Origin of the sequence: uncultured Butyricimonas sp. (assembly GCF_959596855.1) — a bacterium.
GTDB lineage: Bacteria > Bacteroidota > Bacteroidia > Bacteroidales > Marinifilaceae > Butyricimonas > Butyricimonas muris.
The window spans coordinates 23,601-47,425 of record NZ_CAUFYA010000031.1; the positions used below are offsets into that span (position 1 = coordinate 23,601).

The 23,825-nt window shown below is 39.4% G+C and carries 20 protein-coding genes and 2 tRNA genes; 21 read left to right on the forward strand and 1 reads right to left on the reverse strand.

Annotated elements, in window-relative coordinates; translation table 11 throughout:
- Positions 1-51 precede the first annotated feature (51 nt).
- The 16 genes from Q5866_RS13495 to Q5866_RS13570 all read left to right on the forward strand — a co-directional run bounded on the left by Q5866_RS13495 (position 52) and on the right by Q5866_RS13570 (position 14,452).
- Positions 52-729: a PhoU domain-containing protein gene (locus Q5866_RS13495; protein WP_303180759.1), complete on the forward strand. Its 678-nt coding sequence runs from the start codon at positions 52-54 to the stop codon at positions 727-729.
- Positions 730-739: 10 nt separating this feature from the next.
- Positions 740-1,417 carry a response regulator transcription factor gene (locus Q5866_RS13500; protein WP_099290574.1) on the forward strand — a complete coding sequence of 226 codons (678 nt, stop codon included), beginning with the start codon at positions 740-742 and terminating at the stop codon, positions 1,415-1,417.
- A 12-nt stretch (positions 1,418-1,429) separates the two neighbouring features.
- A complete protein-coding gene (locus tag Q5866_RS13505; RefSeq protein ID WP_303180760.1) occupies positions 1,430-3,193 on the forward strand; it encodes a cell wall metabolism sensor histidine kinase WalK in 1,764 nt (587 codons plus the stop codon).
- A gap of 270 nt (positions 3,194-3,463) precedes the next feature.
- Entirely contained in the window at positions 3,464-4,147 is a 684-nt protein-coding gene (locus Q5866_RS13510) for a NigD-like protein (protein ID WP_099290576.1), read from the forward strand.
- A 170-nt stretch (positions 4,148-4,317) separates the two neighbouring features.
- A tRNA-Tyr gene (locus Q5866_RS13515) sits at positions 4,318-4,399 on the forward strand.
- 5 nt (positions 4,400-4,404) lie between these two features.
- Positions 4,405-4,477, forward strand: a tRNA-Gly gene (locus tag Q5866_RS13520).
- Positions 4,478-4,731: 254 nt separating this feature from the next.
- Positions 4,732-5,970, forward strand: a complete 1,239-nt coding sequence (locus Q5866_RS13525) for a site-specific integrase (protein ID WP_303180761.1) — start codon at positions 4,732-4,734, stop codon at positions 5,968-5,970.
- Between the two features lie 94 nt (positions 5,971-6,064).
- Positions 6,065-7,675 carry a hypothetical protein gene (locus tag Q5866_RS13530; protein ID WP_303180763.1) on the forward strand — a complete coding sequence of 537 codons (1,611 nt, stop codon included), beginning with the start codon at positions 6,065-6,067 and terminating at the stop codon, positions 7,673-7,675.
- A 7-nt stretch (positions 7,676-7,682) separates the two neighbouring features.
- Positions 7,683-8,150 (forward strand): hypothetical protein, encoded by a 468-nt coding sequence (locus tag Q5866_RS13535; RefSeq protein WP_303180765.1) that lies wholly within the window; start codon positions 7,683-7,685, stop codon positions 8,148-8,150.
- 230 nt (positions 8,151-8,380) lie between these two features.
- Positions 8,381-8,653 carry a hypothetical protein gene (locus tag Q5866_RS13540; protein ID WP_186976134.1) on the forward strand — a complete coding sequence of 91 codons (273 nt, stop codon included), beginning with the start codon at positions 8,381-8,383 and terminating at the stop codon, positions 8,651-8,653.
- 94 nt (positions 8,654-8,747) lie between these two features.
- Positions 8,748-9,635 carry an AAA family ATPase gene (locus Q5866_RS13545; RefSeq protein ID WP_303180767.1) on the forward strand — a complete coding sequence of 296 codons (888 nt, stop codon included), beginning with the start codon at positions 8,748-8,750 and terminating at the stop codon, positions 9,633-9,635.
- The gene (locus Q5866_RS13550; RefSeq protein ID WP_303180769.1) at positions 9,601-10,665 is read left to right on the forward strand and encodes a DUF3871 family protein; all 1,065 of its coding nucleotides are present in this window, start codon (positions 9,601-9,603) and stop codon (positions 10,663-10,665) included. The genes Q5866_RS13545 and Q5866_RS13550 overlap by 35 nt, the downstream gene beginning before the upstream one ends.
- A 985-nt stretch (positions 10,666-11,650) precedes the next feature.
- Entirely contained in the window at positions 11,651-12,529 is an 879-nt protein-coding gene (locus tag Q5866_RS13555) for a WG repeat-containing protein (protein WP_303180771.1), read from the forward strand.
- A 29-nt stretch (positions 12,530-12,558) separates the two neighbouring features.
- Positions 12,559-12,960, forward strand: coding sequence for a hypothetical protein (locus tag Q5866_RS13560; protein ID WP_303180773.1), 402 nt, complete (start codon positions 12,559-12,561; stop codon positions 12,958-12,960).
- A gap of 4 nt (positions 12,961-12,964) precedes the next feature.
- Positions 12,965-13,873, forward strand: a complete 909-nt coding sequence (locus Q5866_RS13565; RefSeq protein WP_303180774.1) for a tetratricopeptide repeat protein — start codon at positions 12,965-12,967, stop codon at positions 13,871-13,873.
- A 102-nt stretch (positions 13,874-13,975) separates the two neighbouring features.
- Positions 13,976-14,452: a hypothetical protein gene (locus tag Q5866_RS13570; RefSeq protein WP_303180775.1), complete on the forward strand. Its 477-nt coding sequence runs from the start codon at positions 13,976-13,978 to the stop codon at positions 14,450-14,452.
- Positions 14,453-14,770: 318 nt separating this feature from the next.
- Here Q5866_RS13570 and Q5866_RS13575 read toward each other — a convergent pair whose 3' ends face one another.
- The gene (locus Q5866_RS13575; protein ID WP_292268451.1) at positions 14,771-15,505 is read right to left on the reverse strand and encodes a hypothetical protein; all 735 of its coding nucleotides are present in this window, start codon (positions 15,503-15,505) and stop codon (positions 14,771-14,773) included.
- 134 nt (positions 15,506-15,639) lie between these two features.
- Between Q5866_RS13575 and Q5866_RS13580 the strand changes: the two genes are divergently transcribed.
- The 5 genes from Q5866_RS13580 to Q5866_RS13600 all read left to right on the forward strand — a co-directional run bounded on the left by Q5866_RS13580 (position 15,640) and on the right by Q5866_RS13600 (position 23,824).
- Complete coding sequence (locus Q5866_RS13580; protein ID WP_303180778.1) at positions 15,640-16,242, forward strand: RNA polymerase sigma factor; 603 nt, start codon at positions 15,640-15,642, stop codon at positions 16,240-16,242.
- A 123-nt stretch (positions 16,243-16,365) separates the two neighbouring features.
- The gene (locus tag Q5866_RS13585) at positions 16,366-17,508 is read left to right on the forward strand and encodes a FecR family protein (RefSeq protein ID WP_227216197.1); all 1,143 of its coding nucleotides are present in this window, start codon (positions 16,366-16,368) and stop codon (positions 17,506-17,508) included.
- A 163-nt stretch (positions 17,509-17,671) separates the two neighbouring features.
- Positions 17,672-21,283 carry a SusC/RagA family TonB-linked outer membrane protein gene (locus Q5866_RS13590; RefSeq protein WP_303180780.1) on the forward strand — a complete coding sequence of 1,204 codons (3,612 nt, stop codon included), beginning with the start codon at positions 17,672-17,674 and terminating at the stop codon, positions 21,281-21,283.
- 12 nt (positions 21,284-21,295) lie between these two features.
- A complete protein-coding gene (locus Q5866_RS13595; RefSeq protein WP_227216211.1) occupies positions 21,296-22,885 on the forward strand; it encodes a RagB/SusD family nutrient uptake outer membrane protein in 1,590 nt (529 codons plus the stop codon).
- 21 nt (positions 22,886-22,906) lie between these two features.
- Entirely contained in the window at positions 22,907-23,824 is a 918-nt protein-coding gene (locus tag Q5866_RS13600; protein ID WP_303180782.1) for a hypothetical protein, read from the forward strand.
- Position 23,825: the final 1 nt, after the last annotated feature.

Below are 23,825 nucleotides of genomic sequence, written 5' to 3' on the forward strand. Positions count from 1 at the left end.
CATAAATCGTAAATCCCTAATCATCAATCTTAAATCATCAAATTTCATATTATGACTACAATAAGAGAAAAATACCTCGAGAAAATAAAAGAAGATTTTGAAGTACTGTCTACCGTCGTTATCCAGCAAATGGATATCGTGTTCACACTCACGGAAAGTAATAAAGACGCAGAATTACACGATAAAATAGAACACAACGAAGTAATCATCGACGGACTGGAAGTAAAAATACGGGACGAAGTGATCAACTCCATCGTACTCTATTGCCCCAGAGCGAGCGATTGCCGTAAAATCATGTCTTATCACGACATGACGGCCTATCTGGAAAGAATAGGGGACTTGCTTTTAAACATCGCGGACTTCCTGCGTGAAGTCGAGCTCCAAGGGGAATTATATACCCTCTTCCGTGAAATCATTCGCAAGCAACTGGAAATAGTGAAAAAAATGACACAAAATGCTATCTTTGCTTTCACGTGTGAAGACGAAAACTTGGCGAAAGAGATTATCCGCACGGATGATATCGTGGACAAAAACCACAAAGAAATCGTTCACGAGATACCTCTTCATTTCGTGGGTAGAACCGTCAAAGATCAAGATTTATTAGATGCCTTGTCACTGAGCAACATGTCATACAACATCGAACGAATCGGCGATAATGCCACGAATATAGCAGAAGCGGCTATCTATCTCATGGAAGGCAAGAACGCAAAACATATTCATAACAATTAAAATTGAAACGATGGACAAAAAACGCATTTTAGTGGTTGACGACGAGGCTGATTTAAGAGAAATCCTGCAATTCAATCTCGAGAGCGAGGGTTACTTCGTCGCCACGGCTCCTTCCGCGGAACAGGCATTAAAGATGCTCCCCGAGGAATATGACCTGATATTACTGGATGTCATGATGGACGGAATGTCCGGTTTCAAAATGGCAGAGAAAATGCGCAAAGACCTGCACAATGCCACCCCGGTTATATTCCTTACCGCCAAAGACACGGAAAACGATATGCTCACCGGTTTCAGCATCGGCGGGGACGATTATATTTCCAAGCCTTTCTCGATAAAAGAAGTATCGGCAAGAGTGAAAGCGGTACTGAAACGAACAGGTTCCCCGGAGAGTAAGAAAACCATCATCGACGTCGGCGAGATGCATATCGACCAAAGTATGAAATGCGTGTCCGTTAATGACCGTATTATCCCGATCACTAAAAAAGAATTCGAGATATTAAACATGTTGGCACAAGCCCCCGGAAGAATATTTTCCCGCGAAGATATTCTCAATAAAGTATGGAACGATGACAGCTACGTGCTGGAACGCACGGTAGACGTCCATATCACCCGGCTGAGAAAAAAACTCGGAGACCAAGGAAAACATATCATCAATCGCTCTGGGTATGGCTATTGTATAGAACTTTAAAAAATTATTCCCATGAAATTATCCTATAAACAGAAGTTATTCATCTACTTCTTCATTGTATTCGCGGCATTCACCATCGTGATTACCTTTTTCCAACAGAACCGGGAAAAGGAATACAAGACCGAAACCCTACGCACCACGCTGGATGACTATTCAGACATCATAGCTCGTTTTATCCATCAACATCATTTACTTGAAAAACATCGGGTTGACTCGTTAAACAGCGTATTAACGCTCATGCCTTCCAACTTACGCCTGACGATAGTCAGCCATGACGGGAAAGTCCTGTATGACAACAATCTCGACACGGGAAAAGAGATAGAAAACCATCTACAACGCCCCGAAATACAATCCGCGTCCATTCAAAAAACGGGTACAGCCATACGTCTTTCGCGAAGCACGGGAATAGAATATTATTACTACGCCAAAGACTATATCAATTACTACATCCGGGTTGCACTCCCCTACGACATCGAGGTACAGAATTTCTTGAAAACGGACAATATATTCCTCTATTTCATCACGTTGTTGTTCTTCATCACGCTAATCTCGTTGATTTACATATCCGATCGGTTCGGGAAAGCTATCTCCGGCTTGAAAGACTTCATTATCTCCGCGGAGAATCATAATATCGACTACAAAAATATTCGTTTCCCGCACACGGAATTAGGAGAAATAGGAGAGAAAATCATCCACAGCTACCGTCTACTGGAAGAAAGCAACAAGCAAATCAACGTGGAACAAGAAAAATTACTCCGCCATTTCCATTATTCCGACGAGGGTATCGCCATTTTCTCTGCCAACCAAGAAAAGATATACGCCAACACGCATTTTATCCAATACCTGAACACGATTTTGGATGAACCGACCTTTAAGGTGGAAGGACTCCTCGACCAACCGGATTTCAAAGAAGTGGCAGACTTCCTGAAACGCAACACCCCGGTCAACCCCAACACCGCGAACATCCCCGTTTACCAGAATAAAATCAGCAAATCCGGCAAGCACTTCGCCATTCAACTACTAATATTCACGGATAACAGTTTTGAAATCACGCTAAACAACATCTCTGACAACGAGAAAAACCGTTTGTTGAAACAAGAGATGACCAACAATATCGCCCATGAACTGAAAACCCCCGTGAGTAGTATCCGCGGCTACATCGAAACCTTGTTGGAACAACAGAATATCGCTCCCGACAAACAAAGTTTTTTCCTTGAACGCACCTATTCGCAAGTCGTGAGATTATCCGATCTGATCCGGGATATTGCCTTAATCACGAAAACAGAAGAAGCTGCGGAAATGTTTGAAAAAGAGCAAGTCAATATCCACGCCACTCTACAGGAAGCCATCACGGATTTACATGAGCCGATCGTATCTCATGGCATCACCGTCAAAAATAGCGTCGATCCGACAATCTCTATCGAGGGAAACAAGACTCTCGTGTATGCCATATTCCGTAATCTCATCGAAAACACGATCAACTATGCCGGGGAAAACATCTCTATCGGGATCAACAATTACACGGAAGACAACGAATTCTATTATTTCTCCTATTACGACACGGGGCGAGGCATCGATGAAAACCATCTGAACCGTATCTTCGAACGTTTCTACCGGGTATGCGAGGGACGCAGCCGTCAATCCGGAGGCTCCGGCTTGGGACTCTCTATCGTAAAGAACGCCGTCCTTTTCCATAAAGGAGAAATATCAGCTAAAAACAGGAAAGACGGGGGATTGGAATTTTTGTTCTCGCTAAGGAAGATCGAGAATGCGTAAGGGTTTATAAGATTTATAAAGTCCGTAAAGTCGAAAGTCCATAAAGTCATGGGTGTCCTTCGGACAAAATCAAAACGGCAGCTTGTGCTGTCGTTGGTATAGCGCCCCGCAGGGGTCCACAGACTTTCGACCTTATGAACTTTATGGACCTTATGAACTTTATAAACTTATTTTAATACTATTCAACGCAACCATTTTGTTAATCATCCATCTAATGCATAGATGCTTAATGGCAGATGTGATAACAACAAGTAACAAGAAAGGGAAAAAATGAAAAGCAAGAACACATTCACGCTAATTATTTTTTTGATCATAACTACACTCACGTTTTCCTCTTGTAACGATGACGGGTATAGCTTGGATAAATTTTGGCTAGAGTTTGGCACGATCGAGAAAACCGGAGATAACGAATACCAAATCCTTTTGGATAAAGGTCCCGTGCTATTTCCCTCCGTTTCGAACGTACCCGCCCGTTCACTGGAAAACAACGCACGAGTATTCGCGGACTTCACGATCCTGCAGGATGCCAACCCGGGCTCAGACGTGGATCATTACGTGAAAGTAAACGGTTTGCAGGAATTACTGACGAAACCGATCGTACCGTACAAAGAAGCCATCAGCGACAGTTTAGGAATGGATCCGATAGAACTACCCGAGTACTGGATCGCCAATGACTTCATCACTTTCCGTTTTTTCTACGGCGGTGGCGGAAGCATTACCCACATGGTAAACCTCACCAAGCATGAAGAAAAAACTGCCGACGGAAAGGTATTACTGGAATTCCGCCATAACGCTTACAACGATCCGGAAAACACCAGTAGAAACGGTTACGTGAGTTTCCCGCTAAAGGAAACCTTTAGCGAGGTAACGGACTCTGTCGAACTCCGAATACACTACAAAGCGTTTGATCAAAAAGAAAAAACAATTGACATTACTTATCGTCCTCGTAAATAGGTCTCTTCGTGACGGTAAGATGTAACGGGGAAGTTTCGTTCTGAACTTCCCCGTACTTTTTTTACGACGAAAATATCTTTTTTCAAAATTTTCTCTCCCAATATTTGGACTTTCAATAAAACTCTCTATCTTTGTACCCGCTTAACAAAAGCAACCGTTCTTTGAACAAAGGGGAGATACCAAAGTGGCCAACTGGGGCTGACTGTAACTCAGCTGACATCGTCTTCGTAGGTTCGAATCCTGCTCTCCCCACATTCGCGGAAATAGCTCAGTCGATAGAGCACTAGCCTTCCAAGCTGGGGGTCGCGGGTTTGAGTCCCGTTTTCCGCTCTCATTTTAAAGCACTTACAAAAGTAAGTGCTTTTTTGTTTAGCTCCACAAAACCAACAATACATTAATTATCAATCAATTATCAACAAAACTACACATCACTGGTAAGGATTATCATTAATGAACAAGAGGGTAAAAGAGCCAAAATGGAGAGGGTTCAGGTATAAATTCAGGTGTAAGTTGATGCATCAAAATTCACTTACACCTAGAATCAATATAACTCACTATATACCTGTGCATTAAAGCACATAAAAATGATACCTAAAATCAAAATTTCATTCTACTTATTGACCTCAAAACAGACTGCCAAAGGTGCCTCCACAATCTATTGTAGAATAGTAATGGATGACCTCAGGAAACAATTCTCAACAGGGATAGCCATTCCAACTAGAGAATGGGATAAAATGAAACAAAAAGCTAAAGGGAAATCAATTAACAATGAAGCTATTAACCTCCATCTAAACCAGATTAGGAACAAACTGGCAGAAGCTGAAACCAAGTTAATGATTGAAAAAACTAACTCGTATTCAATAGAAGACATATACCTGATATTCAAGGGTGAGTACGAGGATAACTCCCCCACTTTATTAAAACTATTCAAAGAAAGACTCTCCAAAATGGAGGAACTTGTTGGAAGTGAATACACCACGAGGACATTTAGAAAGTTCAAGGAGGTCTACAAGCATGTGGAAGATTACCTCCATGATAATTATAAACTCAATGATGTATCTTTCAGGAAGTTAGACTTCAAGTTTATTCAAGACTTCCAAGAGTATCTTTTAATTCAAAAGAAACACAAGCCAATCACCATTAATAAAATCATCCAGAGAGTCAACCAGATTGTTTTACTGGCAGTAAAATATAAATACATCCCGGAACATCCCTTCAAGGGCTACAAGCCTCTAAAAGAGGTAAAACGACTTGTATTCCTGATTGAAGAAGAGGTCAAGAAGTTGGAAAACTTCCAATTTGCTCAAGAGAGATTAGAAAGGGTTAGGGATTATTACATGTTCTCCGTGTATACTGGACTGGCTTACAATGAAGCTTTCGAGCTAAAAGAGGAACATATCATAAAAGGTTTTGATAATCAACTATGGATAAAGATGATAAGACTGAAAACACAAGGGGAGATTAACATTCCCCTGTTACCACAAGCATTAAAAATCATCCAAAAGTATCATCAAGCGGGAGAGCAAGGGTACATATTACCAACTATCAGCAACCAAAAGATGAACAGCTACTTGAAGGAAATAGCCGAGATAGTGGGAATAAAGAAAAAACTCACGCATCACACGGCTAGAAAAACCTTTGCTTCAACAATCCTCCTCTATAACAATGTTCCTATCGAAATAGTGAGTAAATTGTTGGGACACGCTAATATCAGTATCACTCAAAAATCTTATGCCCAAGTGATAAACAAAAATGTCAGCAACCATATGCTCCAGCTATCCAAGCAACTAGAGAGCAAACAAGAGCACAAGGAACCATTATAGGCTCCAGAAGTGAGGTTAAAAAAGAATCCTTGTAGTTGATTGGACTATAGGGATTCTTTTATAAATTTATAACCGAAATAAATTTCCTATCATAATGGATAAAAATAAAGATATTCAAAGATTAATTGTTGATAAAGTTTGGGAAGATTCCAAGAGATTTATCCTTCAAGAGATTTCATCTCAAGGGTTTCGGAAGCTTATAGTTAGTGCTTTACCTATCCCTTTAAAATATGCTGGTTTTACTGCCATGATTCCCGAGAACTTGAATATTGATGACCATCTGCAAGCCTATCCCATCACCAATTACTACTTTGCTTGCACAGATGGTGTTCATATCAAAACTATAAACAGGAATAGAACACTTGGTTCATACTTTGATAAAGAGAGATTAATTTATCTTATTGGCTTAATCAGCTCTATTCCTGCAAAGAATAAAGATTCAATAGATGAGAATGGATTTGTTCACATCAATACCCCACTACTTAGAAAGTTTTTTAAAGATTACCTCTCTTATCTTGACTATTTGGTCAGAACTGAAGTATTTACTTGTGATGGACATTATATCCCCGGCAAAATCTCCAGAGGCTTCAAGTTTGCACCTCAATATAAAGAAACTCGTTTAATAAAATACACCTATTCTACAGTTCAACAAGGTGAACAAATAGAAGCTATCCCATCAGAGATATATGATGAAGCAACTAAACAATATATACCCAACCCTTTACTAAACTTTCCTTATCTATCTTACTGGTATGAACAAAAGCTATTACGTATTGATGAACCCAAAGCATCCGAACATGCTTATATTATCATGCAAAAAAAATTCATGTCTGGAGTCTCCTCATGGGATATAAACAGGGACAAAAGTCATGGAAACTATACTTGCAGAAAGTATCCAAGAAGCCAATATAATGCTATAATGCATAACATATCATCTATTGCCCTAGGAGAATATAATGTCAAGATAGATTCTAATGTCCACAGGCTTCATTCTGCCATTACTAATATGCAAAAGGATTACAGGAAGTTTCTCTCGTATAATGGGACTCCTTTAGTCAATATTGATATAGCCAACAGTCAACCATATCTACTATGCTTACTCCTAAACCCTTTATTTTGGGATAAGAACTCTAGTTTAAACTTAAACATTGGGATACTCCCCCCTAATATCCAAGAAAGGTTCTCAGAAGAGCAAATAGCTAATATTGTAAACTATTTGCACTCATTAAACCTTGAACAGGTACAGGAGTATATCACCAAAGCATCAGAAGGAGAAATATATGACTACATGGTAAATATAATAAACTCAAGGAGCACAAGCAACCTAGTTGATAGAGATACTGTTAAAACAATGATACTAGTAGTTTTCTTCTCAAGCAACAGGTACTTTCATCAAGTAGATGCCAAGTTGAAGAGAGTTTTCAATCAGCATTTTCCTAGTATATATGAACTTATCAGGCTAACTAAATCGAATCACAAAGAAGATTTGGCTTGCTTATTACAATCCATTGAAAGTGAAATTATATTGCACAGGTGCTGCAAGAGAATATGGGAAGAAGGGTATCATCAAGTACCTGTATTCACTATTCATGATTCAATCTGTACTACTGTTAATAATACTGAATTTGTAAACAAGATAATGGAACAAGTTCTTACTGAAAGTACTGGTTTGTTACCTAAGCTTAAAGTTGAAATACTAAATTGAATATACTATGATTTGGATTATTATTTTACTTGTTTTAATTGTAATTGTAGAAGGGCTTATTATTACAAAGTTTGTAAAGAGAGAACTTCATCAAGTTTACATCCCTTTTAATACTGATTATAAAGATAAGGGTTACATCACGATAGATTGTAGTTGCTCGGGGAAAACATTATGTTTTATAATTGATACAGGTTGTTCTCGCACTTCAATAACAGGAGAGGCTCTAAAAGGAGTATCTTATAAGAAATGCAGGAGAAAAACTGAAGCTTTTGGAGTTGTTGGAGATAGATACGAATTAATACTAAGAAGCATCAATATTACTATTGCCCAACAAGATTTTGAGGTCTTTTGTTATGAAATGAAAACAATAACTTCCAATCTTGCACCTGATATTGCAGGTCTACTAGGAACAGACTTTTTTGATAAGTATAATTGGATAATTGATTATAAACACGAGAGAATCATTATTAAATAGCCTCTATTACCTCATATCCCCTGTTTTTATCACTAATTCAGGGGATATTTTATTTATCACACTGGTAATATATAGCTATATTTACTGCCTTGAACTCAATTATTAAAAAAAAATTTAGCATTTATCCAAGTTTTCATGTTACTATAAACGTGATATACTCCATCCCAATCACCCTCCCCATCACTCAGGTGGGGATAGCCCCCCCCTACAACAATAATAAATTCACAATCATGGAAAGAGATTTAAAGTTCGTGAAAACAATGAGTGTAGCAGAGTTTAAAGCACACCACAATGTAGAAAAGATTGAAGTGAAAAGGAATGAACACACTGGCAAATGTTTCTTTGTCTATGGCTTTGAAACTGGTGCTTGTTCAAGGAAGGTAGAAACAGGAGAACTAACAGTACCAGTAATTTCTGAAGTATGCTCCGCTACAACTGGAGAGATGTTCTTCTTGTTGCACCAGAAAGGAGAAGGAGGGGCTACTACATTGGCTACCTTGTAATAGCTAATGAATACACTCCAGAAGGGCAGTTGGATTAATAGTCTGACTGCCTTTTTCATTTTTCTAAGTAGTTAATCATTAATAGAATATATTCATGTTAAATTTAAGAGTATCATCAAAGAAGCAAGCCAAGATAAAGCTTGCCCTTCAAGGCTGTGCAGGCTCAGGAAAGACCTATTCAGCCTTATTGTTAGCTTATGGACTTTGTGGTGACTGGACTAAAATAGCCATCATTGACAGTGAGAATGGAAGTGCTGATTTATATGCTAGTTTAGGTAACTACAATGTTTTACCCCTTCAAGACAACTTCACACCTGAAACTTATATTGAAGCTATAAAGATATGTGAAGAGGCTAAAATGGAGGTGATAATCATTGACAGTATCTCCCAGTGTTGGGATAACCTTCTGGAGTATCATGCTAATCTACAAGGCAATTCATTCACTAACTGGCAGAAGATTACACCAAGAATTAATGCCTTCATGCAGAAGATTCTACAATCCCCAAGCCATGTTATTTGCACAATGAGGTGTAAGCAGGATTATGTACTTAGTGAAAAAAATGGCAAGATGATTCCAGAGAAAGTGGGATTAAAGGCTGTCATGAGAGATGGGATAGATTACGAGTTTACCATAGTGTTTGATATCAACATGAAGCATCAAGTTATTGCATCAAAGGATAGAACAGCACTGTTTGTAAATAAACCAGAGTTTATCATTACCCCCACTACAGGACAGGCTATTTTAGACTGGTGCAATGAAGGGGTAAGCATGGAGATAGTTAAAAGCAAGATTAACCAAGCCAGAACCATTGAAGAACTGACCACTATTTACCATGCCTACCCTGAATGGAACATTCAATTATCAAGTGACTTCACCACGAGGAGAGTCCAACTACAAGAAGCCATGAAACAACCCAGTATCAATTACCAACCTAATTTTACAAGATATGGAAACAATGCTATTACAGCCCGTCAGAACTAATATTTATCCAAGCATCATCACTACCTACAATGCTGGAGCAGGCTCTCCACCTGTTGCTCCTGAAACTGGAGTAATGAAAGGGGCTCCAGAAGATGCTATATTAATAGAGAGGCAACTTCCTTTCATCGAGGCAAACACTAGAGAAGCCACCATGCAACACCTGAAAAATGATTGCGTGGTGCCTGTATTCAGCAAGGATAATGAAATAACCATCTCTCACCCTTCTTTCATTGAAACTGTCTGGGAAGCTGCCAATCAAGCATTTCCAAGGGAAGAGATTGAAGAACCCTCCATCAGGGTTAGCCATGTTATTAAAGGTAGAACACCGGATGCCATTCACAAGCCAGTGAAAGACTTGCTGGATGAAGACAAGACCATCTACTATGAAAGAATGATGTTTTGTATTCAAATCCCCTCCATTCACGAGGATATAGAGGGCAACAGGCTCAATCTCACTGTTGGAGGGGTTAGGACTTACAATCATGAAAATCTTTACAGCAAGAAGGGCATCGAGAAGTTCAAGGTGTTTATTGGCTTCAAGAACATGGTTTGCTGCAACATGTGTGTTTCAACCGACGGGTACAAGTCAGAGTTGAAGGTGACGAGTGTTGCAGACCTGTTTAATGCCACAATAAGGCTAATTCACGAGTATAATGCAGCCCAACACCTTCACAACATGGCTACTTACAAGGATTGTTACATGACTGAAAGCCAGTTTGCACAGTTCTTGGGAAAGAGCAGGATGTATCAATTCCTACCCAGTGAGCAGAAGAAGAGGCTGCCTTCAATGCTTATGACTGATACCCAGATAGGACTTGTAGCCAAGGCATATTACAATGATGAAAACTTTGCCATTCAAGAAGGCAACAGGGAAATCAGCATGTGGAGAGTCTACAACCTTCTTACAGGGGCTAACAAGTCATCCTACATTGATAATTTCATTGATAGGGCTCTTAATGCCACCCAATTGACAGAAGGGCTAAACAAGGCTCTAAATGAAAGAAACGAGTATTCATGGTTTATCCAGTAATTCTCTTCACCATAACTCAACTTCTGGAGCTACCAGTTACATTTTATCCATTATGATGGGAAATTTTATAGTGTCGAAAAAATTGATGTTACACCGTATAAGGTTAAACAGGAAAAATTCGACATTGCTCACTTGGGTATATAATAATAGATTATATCATTAAAGTGAGCCATGTATTCACTTCCATTGTTTAATAAAGGAGAAGTGAATACAACCTGCCACTGGAATTAAAGACGTGATTACGCGTTGAAGGTGGTTTATAGTGTCTAGAAGGGTTGATGTATCCCCTGTTTATCAACAATACCCTATTCTGGAGTAGCTTTTAGATAACAGGCTTAAAGTTGTACAAGATAAATATGGTCTAATGAATATGATTATCGAGGCTATTGTTCATGTTATTATCTGGATAATAATGATATGTGTTATAGCCAAGGATGAATGAGGGGTATCCCTCGTGTGATTGTTTTATTGTTGTTTCAAGCCCCTTTCTGGTAAAGATTGGGGCTTTCAAATTGAATTGATATGAGAATCAGGGACAAATGATAGAAATGTGGTACATTTGCCATCAAGAATGAAGGATTGAAGTACTTCTTTCCTCTTCTGGAGTGTATTGAACACAAACAAGGATACAAGCTCATGCCTGTGGTACTAGCATGGATTGAAAACCTTCTAAAATAGCTTTTAAATGATTGTTTATTGCTGAAAAGTCATAACTTTGCGGTAGTAACAGTTAAATGATTGCTAATGAAATAGAAGTTTAATCAAGACATACTAGAAAAAGAAGTGTTTGCTTCTTACTCGTGATAGTCCTAAAATTACCACCTTGAAGACTAATAATCACAACAGTAAGTAGTGGATACTCATACCATATGGTGTGGGCTTCCCTTATATTGTGTGATTATAGGTGTGTGGTAATACCTTGGACTTGCAATTGAGGTTTGGCTCACACCTTCTTTTTGTACTATGGCTACAAAAAGTGTATCAGATGGATAATAATTTGCACATTTTCCAAGAAGAGGACTTGTTTGGAGTAAAGAACCAAGTGGGTGAAATTGTCATACCACCTCAATATAAAGAGATTCAGCCATTCAGTTGTGGTTTGGCATTAGTTAGAAACTCTCAATATCAATATGCTTACATCAATTATATGAACAAGCAAGTTGTACCATTTGGGAGATATTCTTGGTGTGACCCTCAGTTTACTTGTGGTTTTACCCGTGCAACAGAATACCATTATTTAGAAGAAAATAATAAATGGGGAATCATAGATACATTAGGTAATATTGTTGTTCCATTCAAATATGATAAGATATGGGCAATAAAAGAAGAATATCTTTTTTCTATCAAGGCATTTATAGGTGATAAAGAAGAGAAGCTAAACCTTTATAAATTAGCAAATAAGGTCATCCTTGATGGATTAACCTATATCAATACCTATTCAGTGGAAGCATTCAAACAATTGACAAATTGTGAAACATTATACGTTAAAGCATTCTCCAATATAAATCAAGTACTTTTCACCTATGGGTGTAATATAGGGTTTGTAGCAGTAACAGGGGTTCCTAAAGAGCCTGTAATAGCCATTGTTGTAAATAGTAGTGGTAAGATATTCCCTTTGCTGATGGAAAAGTCAGACATAGGAAAAACAACATTGCCTATTGCTAAGGTGATTCCTAAAAAAGTTACTCCAAAAACACATTCCCACAGAACTTCTTTTTGGGATTATGAAGAAGAGAGGATGAATGATGTGGATAATTGGGATGACCCTTATGGAGATGAGCAAGCTTATTATGATGGTTGGAGTAAAGAAGGTGTAGATAATGGCTTAGCAGATGCTTATGAGGGTGATTTAGATGCAAGATGAAATAATGACTAATTATAAATAGATGAAAAATGGAATTTCCACTAATATTAGGACTACAAAAAGCCGGATTACCCTTAGTGCTAACATCAGGTAAACTAAAGAATCTTTGTTTCTTGATTGATACAGGCTCAACACATAATATCTTATTTGATTTTGTACATAAACACTTTAGGGATGAATTTAAAATACTGGATAATACACAGGCTATCATGGGAATAGAAGGACACTACAAAGAAACTCCTATCATTGAAGCCACATTCAATTTTGAAGGGAGGGATTACACATCAACTTTCTCTGTTTTAGAGGCAAATAAGGCTATAAGAGAAGTTCAAAATGAAACTGGAATACAGATACACGGGGTACTTGGAATACAATTCTTGATTAACAATAAATGGATTATTGACTTTAATAAACTAGAAATATATAATTAAGCATATGATAAAAGTAAATTCACAATCATTATTAAAAATAGTCTCTATCTTAATAATACTATTTGCCACAACAGAAACTAAATCACAAGTTACGTCGAAATTTAGGGCTATAACTTTTGATGAAAGAGCTAAACCTCTTCAAATAGCAACAGAAGCTTATAAAGCAGCTGAAAAAGATTTTGAAAAATATTATATCAAAGCAATAACAGAATTAGGGACAAATGAGCCTAATTACACATTAGTATCATTCTATTATGACAAATGTATAGAGTTAAATACCCGTTTTAATGGAACTTTGTTCAATTGGGGAAAATTATTAAATCAAAAAGGAGTATGCCTAAATCACATTAAAAACTTTATAGAAGCTAACAAATATTTTGCATCAGCAGCTCAATGGCATACACAAAGAAAAGAATACTCGAATGCAATAGTAAACTATGATTTATACTTGAATAATCAATATAATGGCATAATCATGTTTTATAGAGCAAGATGCTGGGATATGATAGGTAATGAACAAATGTCTATAAACGATTACAATACCATCATTAATAGAGGATGCTCCAACAAAACTATTTTAGCTATGTCATACAATAATAAAGCTTATGGATTAATCAAGGCTCAAAAATATACTGAGGCACTACCACTTGTGAATAAAGCCCTAGAATTTAGCAGTGCTGTATCCTTTATATGGGATACACGAGGTGAACTACATTATCATTTGGGTGAATATGAAAAGTGTATTCAAGATATGAACAGAGCCATTTCTATCACAGATGGAGAAACCTCCTATGATAACTCATATTATTATAGAGGCTTAGCAAAATTAAAACTACAAAGAAAAGCAGAAGCAAGAAAAGATTTAAAGAAAGCTGTTAAACATGGTAAGGTAGAGGCTCAAAAATATCTTTAATAGCATATATTATCTATAAGCAATTATATAGACACATAAAGTATATCATTTCCGATTCAAAATGAATAGTTGTAAATATTGAAATACTTGAAGTAAAAAGCAATGGAAAAATTTAAGGATCAACCTATGATATTAATTCAAGTCAAGGGTGTAGGCTTCACTTTCTTGGTGGATACTAGTTGTAAGTACAATCTACTTGCTCCTTGCTTTGTTGACTTCTTTCATGAGGAATATCCAGCTTCACAGGAAAAGATTAAATCTCATGAGTGGTTGAACTTAAACTTCCCCACTCCAGAATACCCCATAAAAGCCCCTTTGTACTTGTTTAGAGAGGTGTTCCAGAAGAGAGAAGGCATCAAGAAGGTTAGATGTAAAAATGGGGTTATAATGGGATGTGAATCTACTATACTCAAATTTGAATATAATGGAAAGACTTATTCTGAACTATTTTACATTGACCAAAGCCTATGCTCCTATTGCACATCCAAAGAGAAGATGTTTTCTGGGGTACTAGGAACAAACTTTCTCAAAAAGCACAAATGGATTATTGACTTTAATAAACTAGAAATTAATGATTGAATTATGAGCACAGTAACATGATACTTATTCAGCCTCTACATTTCCATTATGATGGGAAGAATAAAGAGAATATGATTTGTAAGAAAAATATTGTTTAACCAAGCACAGGTATAACCTGAGGTGTAAGTATACCATGAGTTACATTCAAGCACCTCTATATTAATATATTATATTTAGGGTTTGAGTCCCGTTTTCCGCTCTCATTTTAAAGCACTTACGAAGGTAAGTGCTTTTTACTTTTAAACGGTTTTCATGAGACTTGAATAGTTTTTGTCAACCAAAATGTCAACCACGCTTCATTTTTTGAGAAAAATAAGATCAATTCCCTTTCATCTTCTCGATTAAACGTGTGACAGCTGCCACCAATTGATCGTCGTCTTGATAAATCGTCACCACCAATCTTCCCCCCTCCTCGATACTCCGAAATCCGATATCCCTATACCACGATAGCTTATCTGCCATCGCCTCCCCGTAATCCGATTCATCATTGATACCGAAATGCTCCCACCGAAATATCGTTCCCGTGATTTTATTACGTACCGTGAAATCGGGAAACTTTTTCTGTTTTCCGACAGCCAAAGGCGCCTCATAATACACGTCAAAAAAATCCACAGCCAACAATTGATTCAGTATATACAATTCCTGCGTCGAACGCACGAGTACTCCATTAGCCGCTTCATACTTTTTAGCACTCTTGAAAAATGTTCCCGCCCCGGGATGCGAATCCGCCACATTCCGATCTTCACAAGTGGTTTCCTTTTTAATCACTCTGGCTTTAGGAAAAAAACGCCACTGGTAATGATGATAAATAGTGGTATCCACCGTGCAATTTCTAATCAATTGCTTCAAAATACCCTGATCGTGCATTTTTCTCATAAAACGACTAAAATCCACCGGAGTCGGAAAATGTTTAGCGAAATCCTCTTTACCTTTAATATAGTCATATATATCATTCAATCGAGCGATTTCCGATGCGGCAGACTCGTTTAACAATTTATCAATATATGTATTGATTTTCTTCAACAACACGTACTCTTGAGGCAATGATTCCATTGTAAATCTGATTTTTCAACCGTAAATATAGGAAATAAAACTGTTTTCATAGGTATTCTTCAATTCTATTACGAAAATTTGTTTTTTGCTCCATTTTGATTATATATTTGCAAACAGAAAACATACTCAAAAAAATGGCAAAGAATTTTATACATCGTTTACAGCAAAAAGAAAATCGTGCTTACATGGAATTGTACGATCATTATTTTGCCAGGCTACATGGATTTGCCCGGAATTTTGTATTTGATGGAGAAGTTGCTAAAGACATCGTTCAGAATGCTTTAATCAAACTATATGAAAATATTTCTCTACTTAATTCGGAAGTAAATATCGGCGCATATCTTTGCGTGACAATACGCAATAGTTGTCTGAATTATTTACGAGATCGGGGAGTGGAGGATCGTCATAAGATTCTTTATCTTCAAGCCATCGAGCAAGCGGAAGCATTAGAATGGCTAGACGATGAAGAATTAATCAAAGATATAAAGAAAATTATTACCGGATTACCAGAAAAGTATCGGAATATCTGTGAACTCCGGTTTTACTATAATCTAAAGTATTCGGAGATTGCCGAACGCCTTGGTATCAGTGAAAATGTTGCAAAAGTCCAAATTCACAGAGCCGTACAGAAAATAAAAGAAGCATTGACCAATAGTAACGAACACATTATAGGGATATTAATGTTCATCTTCCCCATACTCTCACCAACCGTACCTTCGCCATCCAACCGGGAATAATTCAAAGTAATAACCTTTCCACAAATTTTAAATTCCACCGAAATTACAAAAAAAATATGATTTTTTTTGTAACCATTCACTATTTACCGTGTTACTAGGGTAAAATCATATAAATTATACACTATGATAGATTGGTGGATTATTGAAAAAAGTTTAGATAAGAAATTAACACCTCAAGAAAAGCAATTCTTCGACGAGTGGTTAGAGGCCTCCCCTAAGCATAGGATGCTGTACGATAAAATCAAATGTGCCAACAACATGGACGACAACACCGCAGAATTTACTCGCTGGCGCCAAGCATTCCGTGAAAAACTAATTGCACGTAAACGACAGGAAAAGAAGCGCATATTTCTAAAATTGTCAGTGGCTGCTGCCGTTTTACTTTTGTTTCTAGGAAGCGGTTACTGGTGGTTAAGCATGGAAAACAAACCGCATACCATTGTAGAGCCTTTCGCACAAGAACCAAGTCGGAATGCTGTACATCTGACAACAGCCTCCGGAAAGGTATTGAACTTGTCATCTCAAACTATATCGGATACGTTGAAGATTGACGGAGCCAAACTTGTTAAAGACCAAGGAACCCTTATCTACGAGAAAAACCCCGAGGAACCACAAGTCGAACAACCTATGTATAACGAAATAGAAGTGCCGAAAGGTGCAGAATATCGTTTGGTACTGAGTGACGGCACCCGGGTATGGTTGAATTCGGATACGCGCATGAGTTACCCGACAAATTTCGAAAAAAGCATACGCGAAGTGGAATTACACGGTGAAGCCTATTTCGAAGTAAGTCACAACGCGAGCAAACCCTTTATCGTGCGTACCGGTGAATTGACTGTCACGGTGCTAGGAACAGAATTTAATGTCAATACCCGAATTCCAACCAGCATACGGACTACCTTGGTGGAAGGAAAAGTACAAGTAGCGTTCAAGGAAGGCATTCCATATACTTTAACCCCGGGAGAAATGGCAACGACGGATTTACTTTCCGGACAAACCACTGTAGAACAAGTAAATATCAAAAAATATATCGCATGGCGTCATGGACGTTTCTGTTTCGAAGAAGCGACTATAGAAGAAATTATGCAAGAATTGTCATTATGGTATGACATTCGGGTTGAATACCAAAACTCGAGAGTAAAAGAGGAAAAGTTCAGTGGATATTTGCCCCGGGGAGAATCAGTTATGTCCATTCTCCAAAAAATAGAGCAAACCTCATACGTGCATTTTAAAATGGTACAAAATAAGATTATCGTCGGGTATTGAAATAAAATCCGGAAGAAAACGGCCATTTTCTCCCGGAATGATCAAAACCTTAAACTAACATTTTGTCAAGTATTTGTAGTATTAATCAACATTCAAAAGTATGAAAAAAAATCGAACCATTCGATGGCCCGGAACAATCTATCTACAGAAAACCGGAAAAGTCATGAAATTACTAGTAATAGTCTTGTTGACGTTAAGCGGTTTAAGTGTGTCGGCACGAGCGTCAGCCCAACAACAACGTGTCACGTTAGATTTGAAAGAGTGTACGGTAATGGAACTCTTTCAAGCTATACAGCAACAGACAGATTTGTTTTTTGTCTATAATCACATGAATTTCAAACACATCGAAAAACTCAACGTTCAAGCAAAGAACGAAGAAGTGGAAACTTTACTGAAACGACTATTCAAAAATTTGGAACTCGACTTTGTTTTTAACGAACAAACGGTGATCATCAAACCTCAAAAAACAAAAAACACTATCATCCAAGGAATTGTCAGAGATAAAGATAAATTACCATTGCCGGGAGTGACCATTATTATAAAAGGGACAACCACAGGAGTAACGTCCGACAAAGACGGTCGTTTCAAACTGGTTCTAGTATCTTCCCGGGAAACTACTCTGGTATTTTCTTTCGTGGGAATGAAAACGCGGGAAGTCATTTGGAAGGGAGAACCCGAATTACATATAACGATGGAAGAGGAAACCACCCAAATGGACGAGGTTGTAATCACCGGCTACCAAACGGTAGACCGCCGGAAATCCACCAGTTCCGTGACCTCCATTAAAATGGAGGATTTAAACATCCCGGGCGTTTCCTCTATAGATCAGATGTTGCAGGGACGTATCCCGGACTTGATTTTGATGAGTAATTCCGGAGAGGTAGGCGTAGTTCCCAAACTGCGTATCCGTGGAACCTCCACGCTAATCGGCAATCGCGAACCGCTGTGGGTACTCGACGGAATCATTATGCAGGATCCCGTAAACGTGCCGGCTTCGGATTTGAATGACCCGGACTATATCAACCGTATCGGTAATGCCATCGCCGGAATCAACCCGCAAGATATCGAGCGTATAGACGTACTGAAAGATGCTGCCGCAACCGCTCTTTACGGAACTCGCGCCGCCAACGGGGTGATCGTGGTAACAACTAAAAAGGGACGCATCGGACGACCTATTGTCAATTACAACTTGACAACAACTCTTCGTCAACGCCCCTCCTACAACGACCGGGCAATTAACGTGATGAATTCCAAGGAGCGCATCCAGTTTTCCCGTGAATTGGTAGCACAACATTACCCGTTCCCGGATGATATAAACATGGTTGGTTATGAAGGTCTGTTGAATCAATTATACAATCATGAACTGACCGACGAACAATTCGAAAAAGAAGTAGGACGCCTTAGCGTTATCAACACGGATTGGTTCGACTTACTGACTAAAAATTCCGTATCACATTCACACACGATCAGTATTTCCGGAGGGTCGCCGGAAGCCACTTATTACGCCTCGATCGGTTACACGCGCGATAATGATGTGATTTGGGACAGTAACAACGAGCGTTATACTGCCACGATGAAACTGAATGCCAACCTCACACCTTGGCTAAACGCTTCTTTGAACATGAACGGGAATATTTCTTCCCGCCAATATTACCAACAGGAGTTGTCACCCATGGAGTACGCCTACAAAACAACTCGCGCATTACCCGCCTATGACGAGAACGGGGAATATTTCTATTTCTTGAAAAGAAAATGGGGAACGATGAGTCCGGAATATTACCAATACAATATTCTCAATGAATTGGAAAACAGTTCCTACAATCAACACGGTTCCGGATTAACCATCACGACAAATTTGCAATTCAGTTTGCTAGATTGGTTAAAAGCTAACGTTGTCGCATCCTACCAGACGTCGAACACGACTCAAGAAAACTGGTGGGGTGAGAAGACCAGCTATGCCGCAATGTTACGGGGCACAGAATACGGTGTATTGCCGGCACCAAGAACCGAAGGAGAACCGGATTACTTGGGCAACCCTACCTATATCGGGGGAACAAGTCTATTGCCCTATGGTGGAGAACTAACACACGATCAATCGGGAAATCAGTCTTATACGGTGCGTTTACAGTTAGATGGGAACTACTTTTTCGGTAAATCAAACCAGCATAACCTCAACGGCTCCATTGGTTTTGAAATGAGTTCAACCCGCACCCGCGGCTACGTGCGTACCGAGCGCGGTTATTACAAAGACCGGGGGATGAGTTTCGTGAATAACATTGACCACGAGAAATTTCCCGATTACGCCCGATGGGTATTTCAAAATCCTGCTCGGTTGACTGATAGTAAAAGCAATACTGTATCAAGCTATGCTTCCATATCATATAGCTACTACAATTATTTTACCGTGAATACCAATGCCCGAATTGATGGTTCCAACGCATTCGGTGATCAAAGCAATAACAAATTATTGCCCATCTGGTCCGCTTCTGCCAACTGGAACATTTCGGAATTATGGGGGCTAAAAGAAGCAAACTGGTTGGATTTTCTCCGCTTGAAAGCGTCGTTTGGGTACCAAGGTAATATGCTCAGTGACCAAAGTCCGGTAATGATTATTTCCAAAGAGCCACTCGATTCCCATTTCGGGGAGAACGTGGCTTCAGTTTCACGCTATCCTAATCCAAATTTGAAATGGGAAACCACCACTTCCTATAATTTAGGAATAGAGCTCGGGTTGTTCCAGAGAAAAGTAATGATAGAAACTGAATACTGGTGGAAACACACCGAGGATGCTTTTATGGATAAAGCTATCGCGACAATGAACGGGGTGCCCAATGACGTTTACCAAGTAAATCAAGGTGACATTGACAATCACGGGTACAATGTTTCGCTGACATTCATGCCATTGCAATCCCAAGATTGGTTCTGGTCCGTATCGACTTCAATTTCCAAGTCTTTTAATAAAATGAAGAGTAAAGCGGATGTCGATCAGTATGAACTCTCGAACTTCCTTAATGGTTCGGCTCTCGTGAAAGGTCAACCTATCGGTACTTTTTACTCCTATAAATTCATCGGGCTGAGTCCTGTAAACGGCGGACCGATGTTCGATGATTATGCCGACAATCCCGAAGTATTGCGCGGTCTGAATAAATATGACACGTACACACGCGTTTTAAAGCCTTCCGGACGACGCGAACCGACAATATCAGGGAATTTGAACACGACACTACGTTGGAAAAATATCCGTCTGAGCGGAAACTTCGCGTACAGCATGGGAAATAAAATTCGTCTGTTTGCCATTTACAATGCTGCTAGCGATGCGGTAATGGATGCCCAAAATATCCGCCCCGAAAATAACGTCAGCAAATATTTCTTGAACCGCTGGCGCAAACCGGGCGACGAGCGCCACACGAATATCCCGGCGATTATAGGAAAAGGCGATGACAATTATACGCTATATGAAAGACACTGGAGCGATAAATATCAAGATATTCAACCTTTAGCAATTTCCGCATGGGAAATGTATGATTACGGTGACCACCGTGTGGTAAGCGGTAATTATTTGAAATGTTCCAACTTGAGTTTAACCTACCAGTTCACCGAAACGATACTGAAAAAACTGCGTCTGTCACAATTGGATGTATCATTTTCAGCCACTAACCTGTTCACTATTTCGGCCAAAGAGTTGAAGGGACAAGCCCCGACACAAGGAGGTTTTGCCAGCATCCAGTTGAGCGATCGACCTACATATACTTTAGGATTAACCGTTTCATTTTAAAACATCGATTACATGAAAAAAATACTTGTTCTATGTTGCATGGCGGGTTTATTTTGCGGATGTTCCCATTTTTTGGAAGAACACTCGCAGGACCTTGCTAAAGTGGAAACTTTTTCCGATCTGGATGAAGTGCTATTGGGAAAAGGTTATATGCCATCAGGCAGATTCGAGAATAATGAGTATGGAGTATCACCCGTGAATGCTTTTTTCCAAGCTACCCATCACATGGCAGATGAATTGGCTTTTAACGAACGAAGCAATTTAGGCGATCTTGCAGGAATACAACCCCAAATGTTCGGTTGGTACACGTGGCAGCAAAGCGTTGGTCTACCTTACGAGGGCAATTCCCGTACTTCGGAAAGCAGAGATTGGAAGCAGGCATATTCTTGTATCAACATTTGCAATATGGTACTGACTTCCGTCAATGACTTGTCCGTAAATAATCTAGTGGAGGAACTACAAAAAAAACGTATCAAGGGAGAAGCTCATTTCCTTCGTGCGCTTTACTATTTCACCTTAGGTAATCTATACGGACAGCCTTATTGTACACAAACGCTAGGCACTCCGGCCATACCGCTTAAATTGACGGAGTACGTGGAAGACAAAGAGTATACCGTCAACACGGTAGAGGAAGTGTACATCCAAGTACTTACCGATTTAGACGAAGCCGAAACTTATCTAAAAGATAACGAGGTGAAAAACTATCCTTACCGGGCAGATATCATTGCCGTGTATTTATTAAAAAGCAGAGTGTATCTTTACATGCAAAATTGGGAAAAAGCCTTGGAATACGCTAACATGGTATTGGACAAGCGGAACGGATTATTGGACTTGAATACACATACCCCGGACACAGAAATATTAACCAAAGCCTCGCCCGAAACTATCTTCTCCATGGGAGGCTACCCGTTGGCCGGTTGCATGTATTGTTCAAGAGAAGGAGAGGAGAAGTTCCCGGCTTACGTCGTTTCCCAAGATTTGCTATCGGCTTTTACCGAAGGCGATAATGATTGGCGCACACAATATTATATCATGAAAGAATCAATAGGAGGTATGTCGACTAATTACGTCTACACGGATGCATGGGTACTATCCAAAGTACAAGGTTGGGTATTCGGTTACAAGGAAGCTTCCGACCACTTCATGTTCCGGACAGCGGAAGCCTATTTGAATGCGGCTGAAGCGGCAGCTTACTCGGGTGACGAAACAACAGCCCGCACGATGCTCAAAACTCTGTTGAATCATCGCTTGAAAGAAAGTCGTGAAGTGACAGCAAGCGGCAAGGAACTGGTAGACCTCATCCGTCGCGAACGCCAGTGCGAGCTATGCTTTGAAGGTCATCGTTGGTTCGATTTACGTCGTTACACGGTATGTGACAAATTCCCATATTCCAAAAAGATTACACACCGCTATATCAAATACGTGAAATCGGGATTCATTCCTGTCATATCGACCCCGACTGAAATCGTGGAATACGTTTTGGAGGAGAACGACGACGCTTACACGCTGATGCTCCCCAAAGAGGTTTTAGATTTTCAGAATACACTACAGACAAACCAACGTCCGGTTCGAAAAGGGAAATCGATACCTATCGGTAATTAACAGATACTTAAACGCAAAGATATGAAATCAGAAATATTAATCTTTATAATTGCTTTGGCTGGTAGTTTATATGCTTGCCAGCAAGAAGACGAGTTGGAGCCGCTTGCCGTGACCAATTCTTTTGCCATTTCGCCCGGAGCCACGGACGAGGAGTCAAAACTCAAAGAGGAGTTTTTCAATACCACCGGATGTCATCTCCTTTTCAACGATACGCTCCGACACGAATACAAAGGGACGGACGAGAATGGCAAGCCTTTTTATGAAACAGAACTCTTGGGCCTGGAATACCAGCTAACGAATACAAGCAATCTCCGCTTTAAGTTCGACTATTTGCAAACGTTAGAACAAAAGCGTCAAGTCACAACTTTCTTGCAGAACGATTTACTACCGTATATTAAAAACGTGATGCCTTATTCCCTGCTAGTGGCTAACGGTATTGATGAATACCAGCGAAATACCACGGACGTTACTTATGATTATGTCGGCTCCCCGTTGACCTATAACAATTTGCGTTGTTTGGCATTAAATGTCAGCGGATTGTGGGAATTGACTCAAGAAGAACGTAAAGCCTACGCACAGGATATTTGCTGCGAGATCATTTTTGCCTCTTTCGGGGGAACAGCGGGCAACAAGTATACAGACGGAAAAGCTGGAGAGTTCTTCGCGGTCAACTACAACAATTATTCCACCCCCAAGTCATACTGGTGGGCTCCCACGGAGATTTTGAATCCGTTGGAGATGGGATTTCTGGAAGATCCTTATGAAAATAATTTCTCCTCCCCGAAAGAAGATGCCGTGGCTTATATCAAAGCCTGCTTGTTGCTGACGGAGGAAGAATTCTTTGAAAAATACGGGGAGAACGACATCAATGGATATACCAGAAAAAAATATGATATCATCAAACCGTTGCTCGAAGCAACCGGAATTAAATTTAATTGAT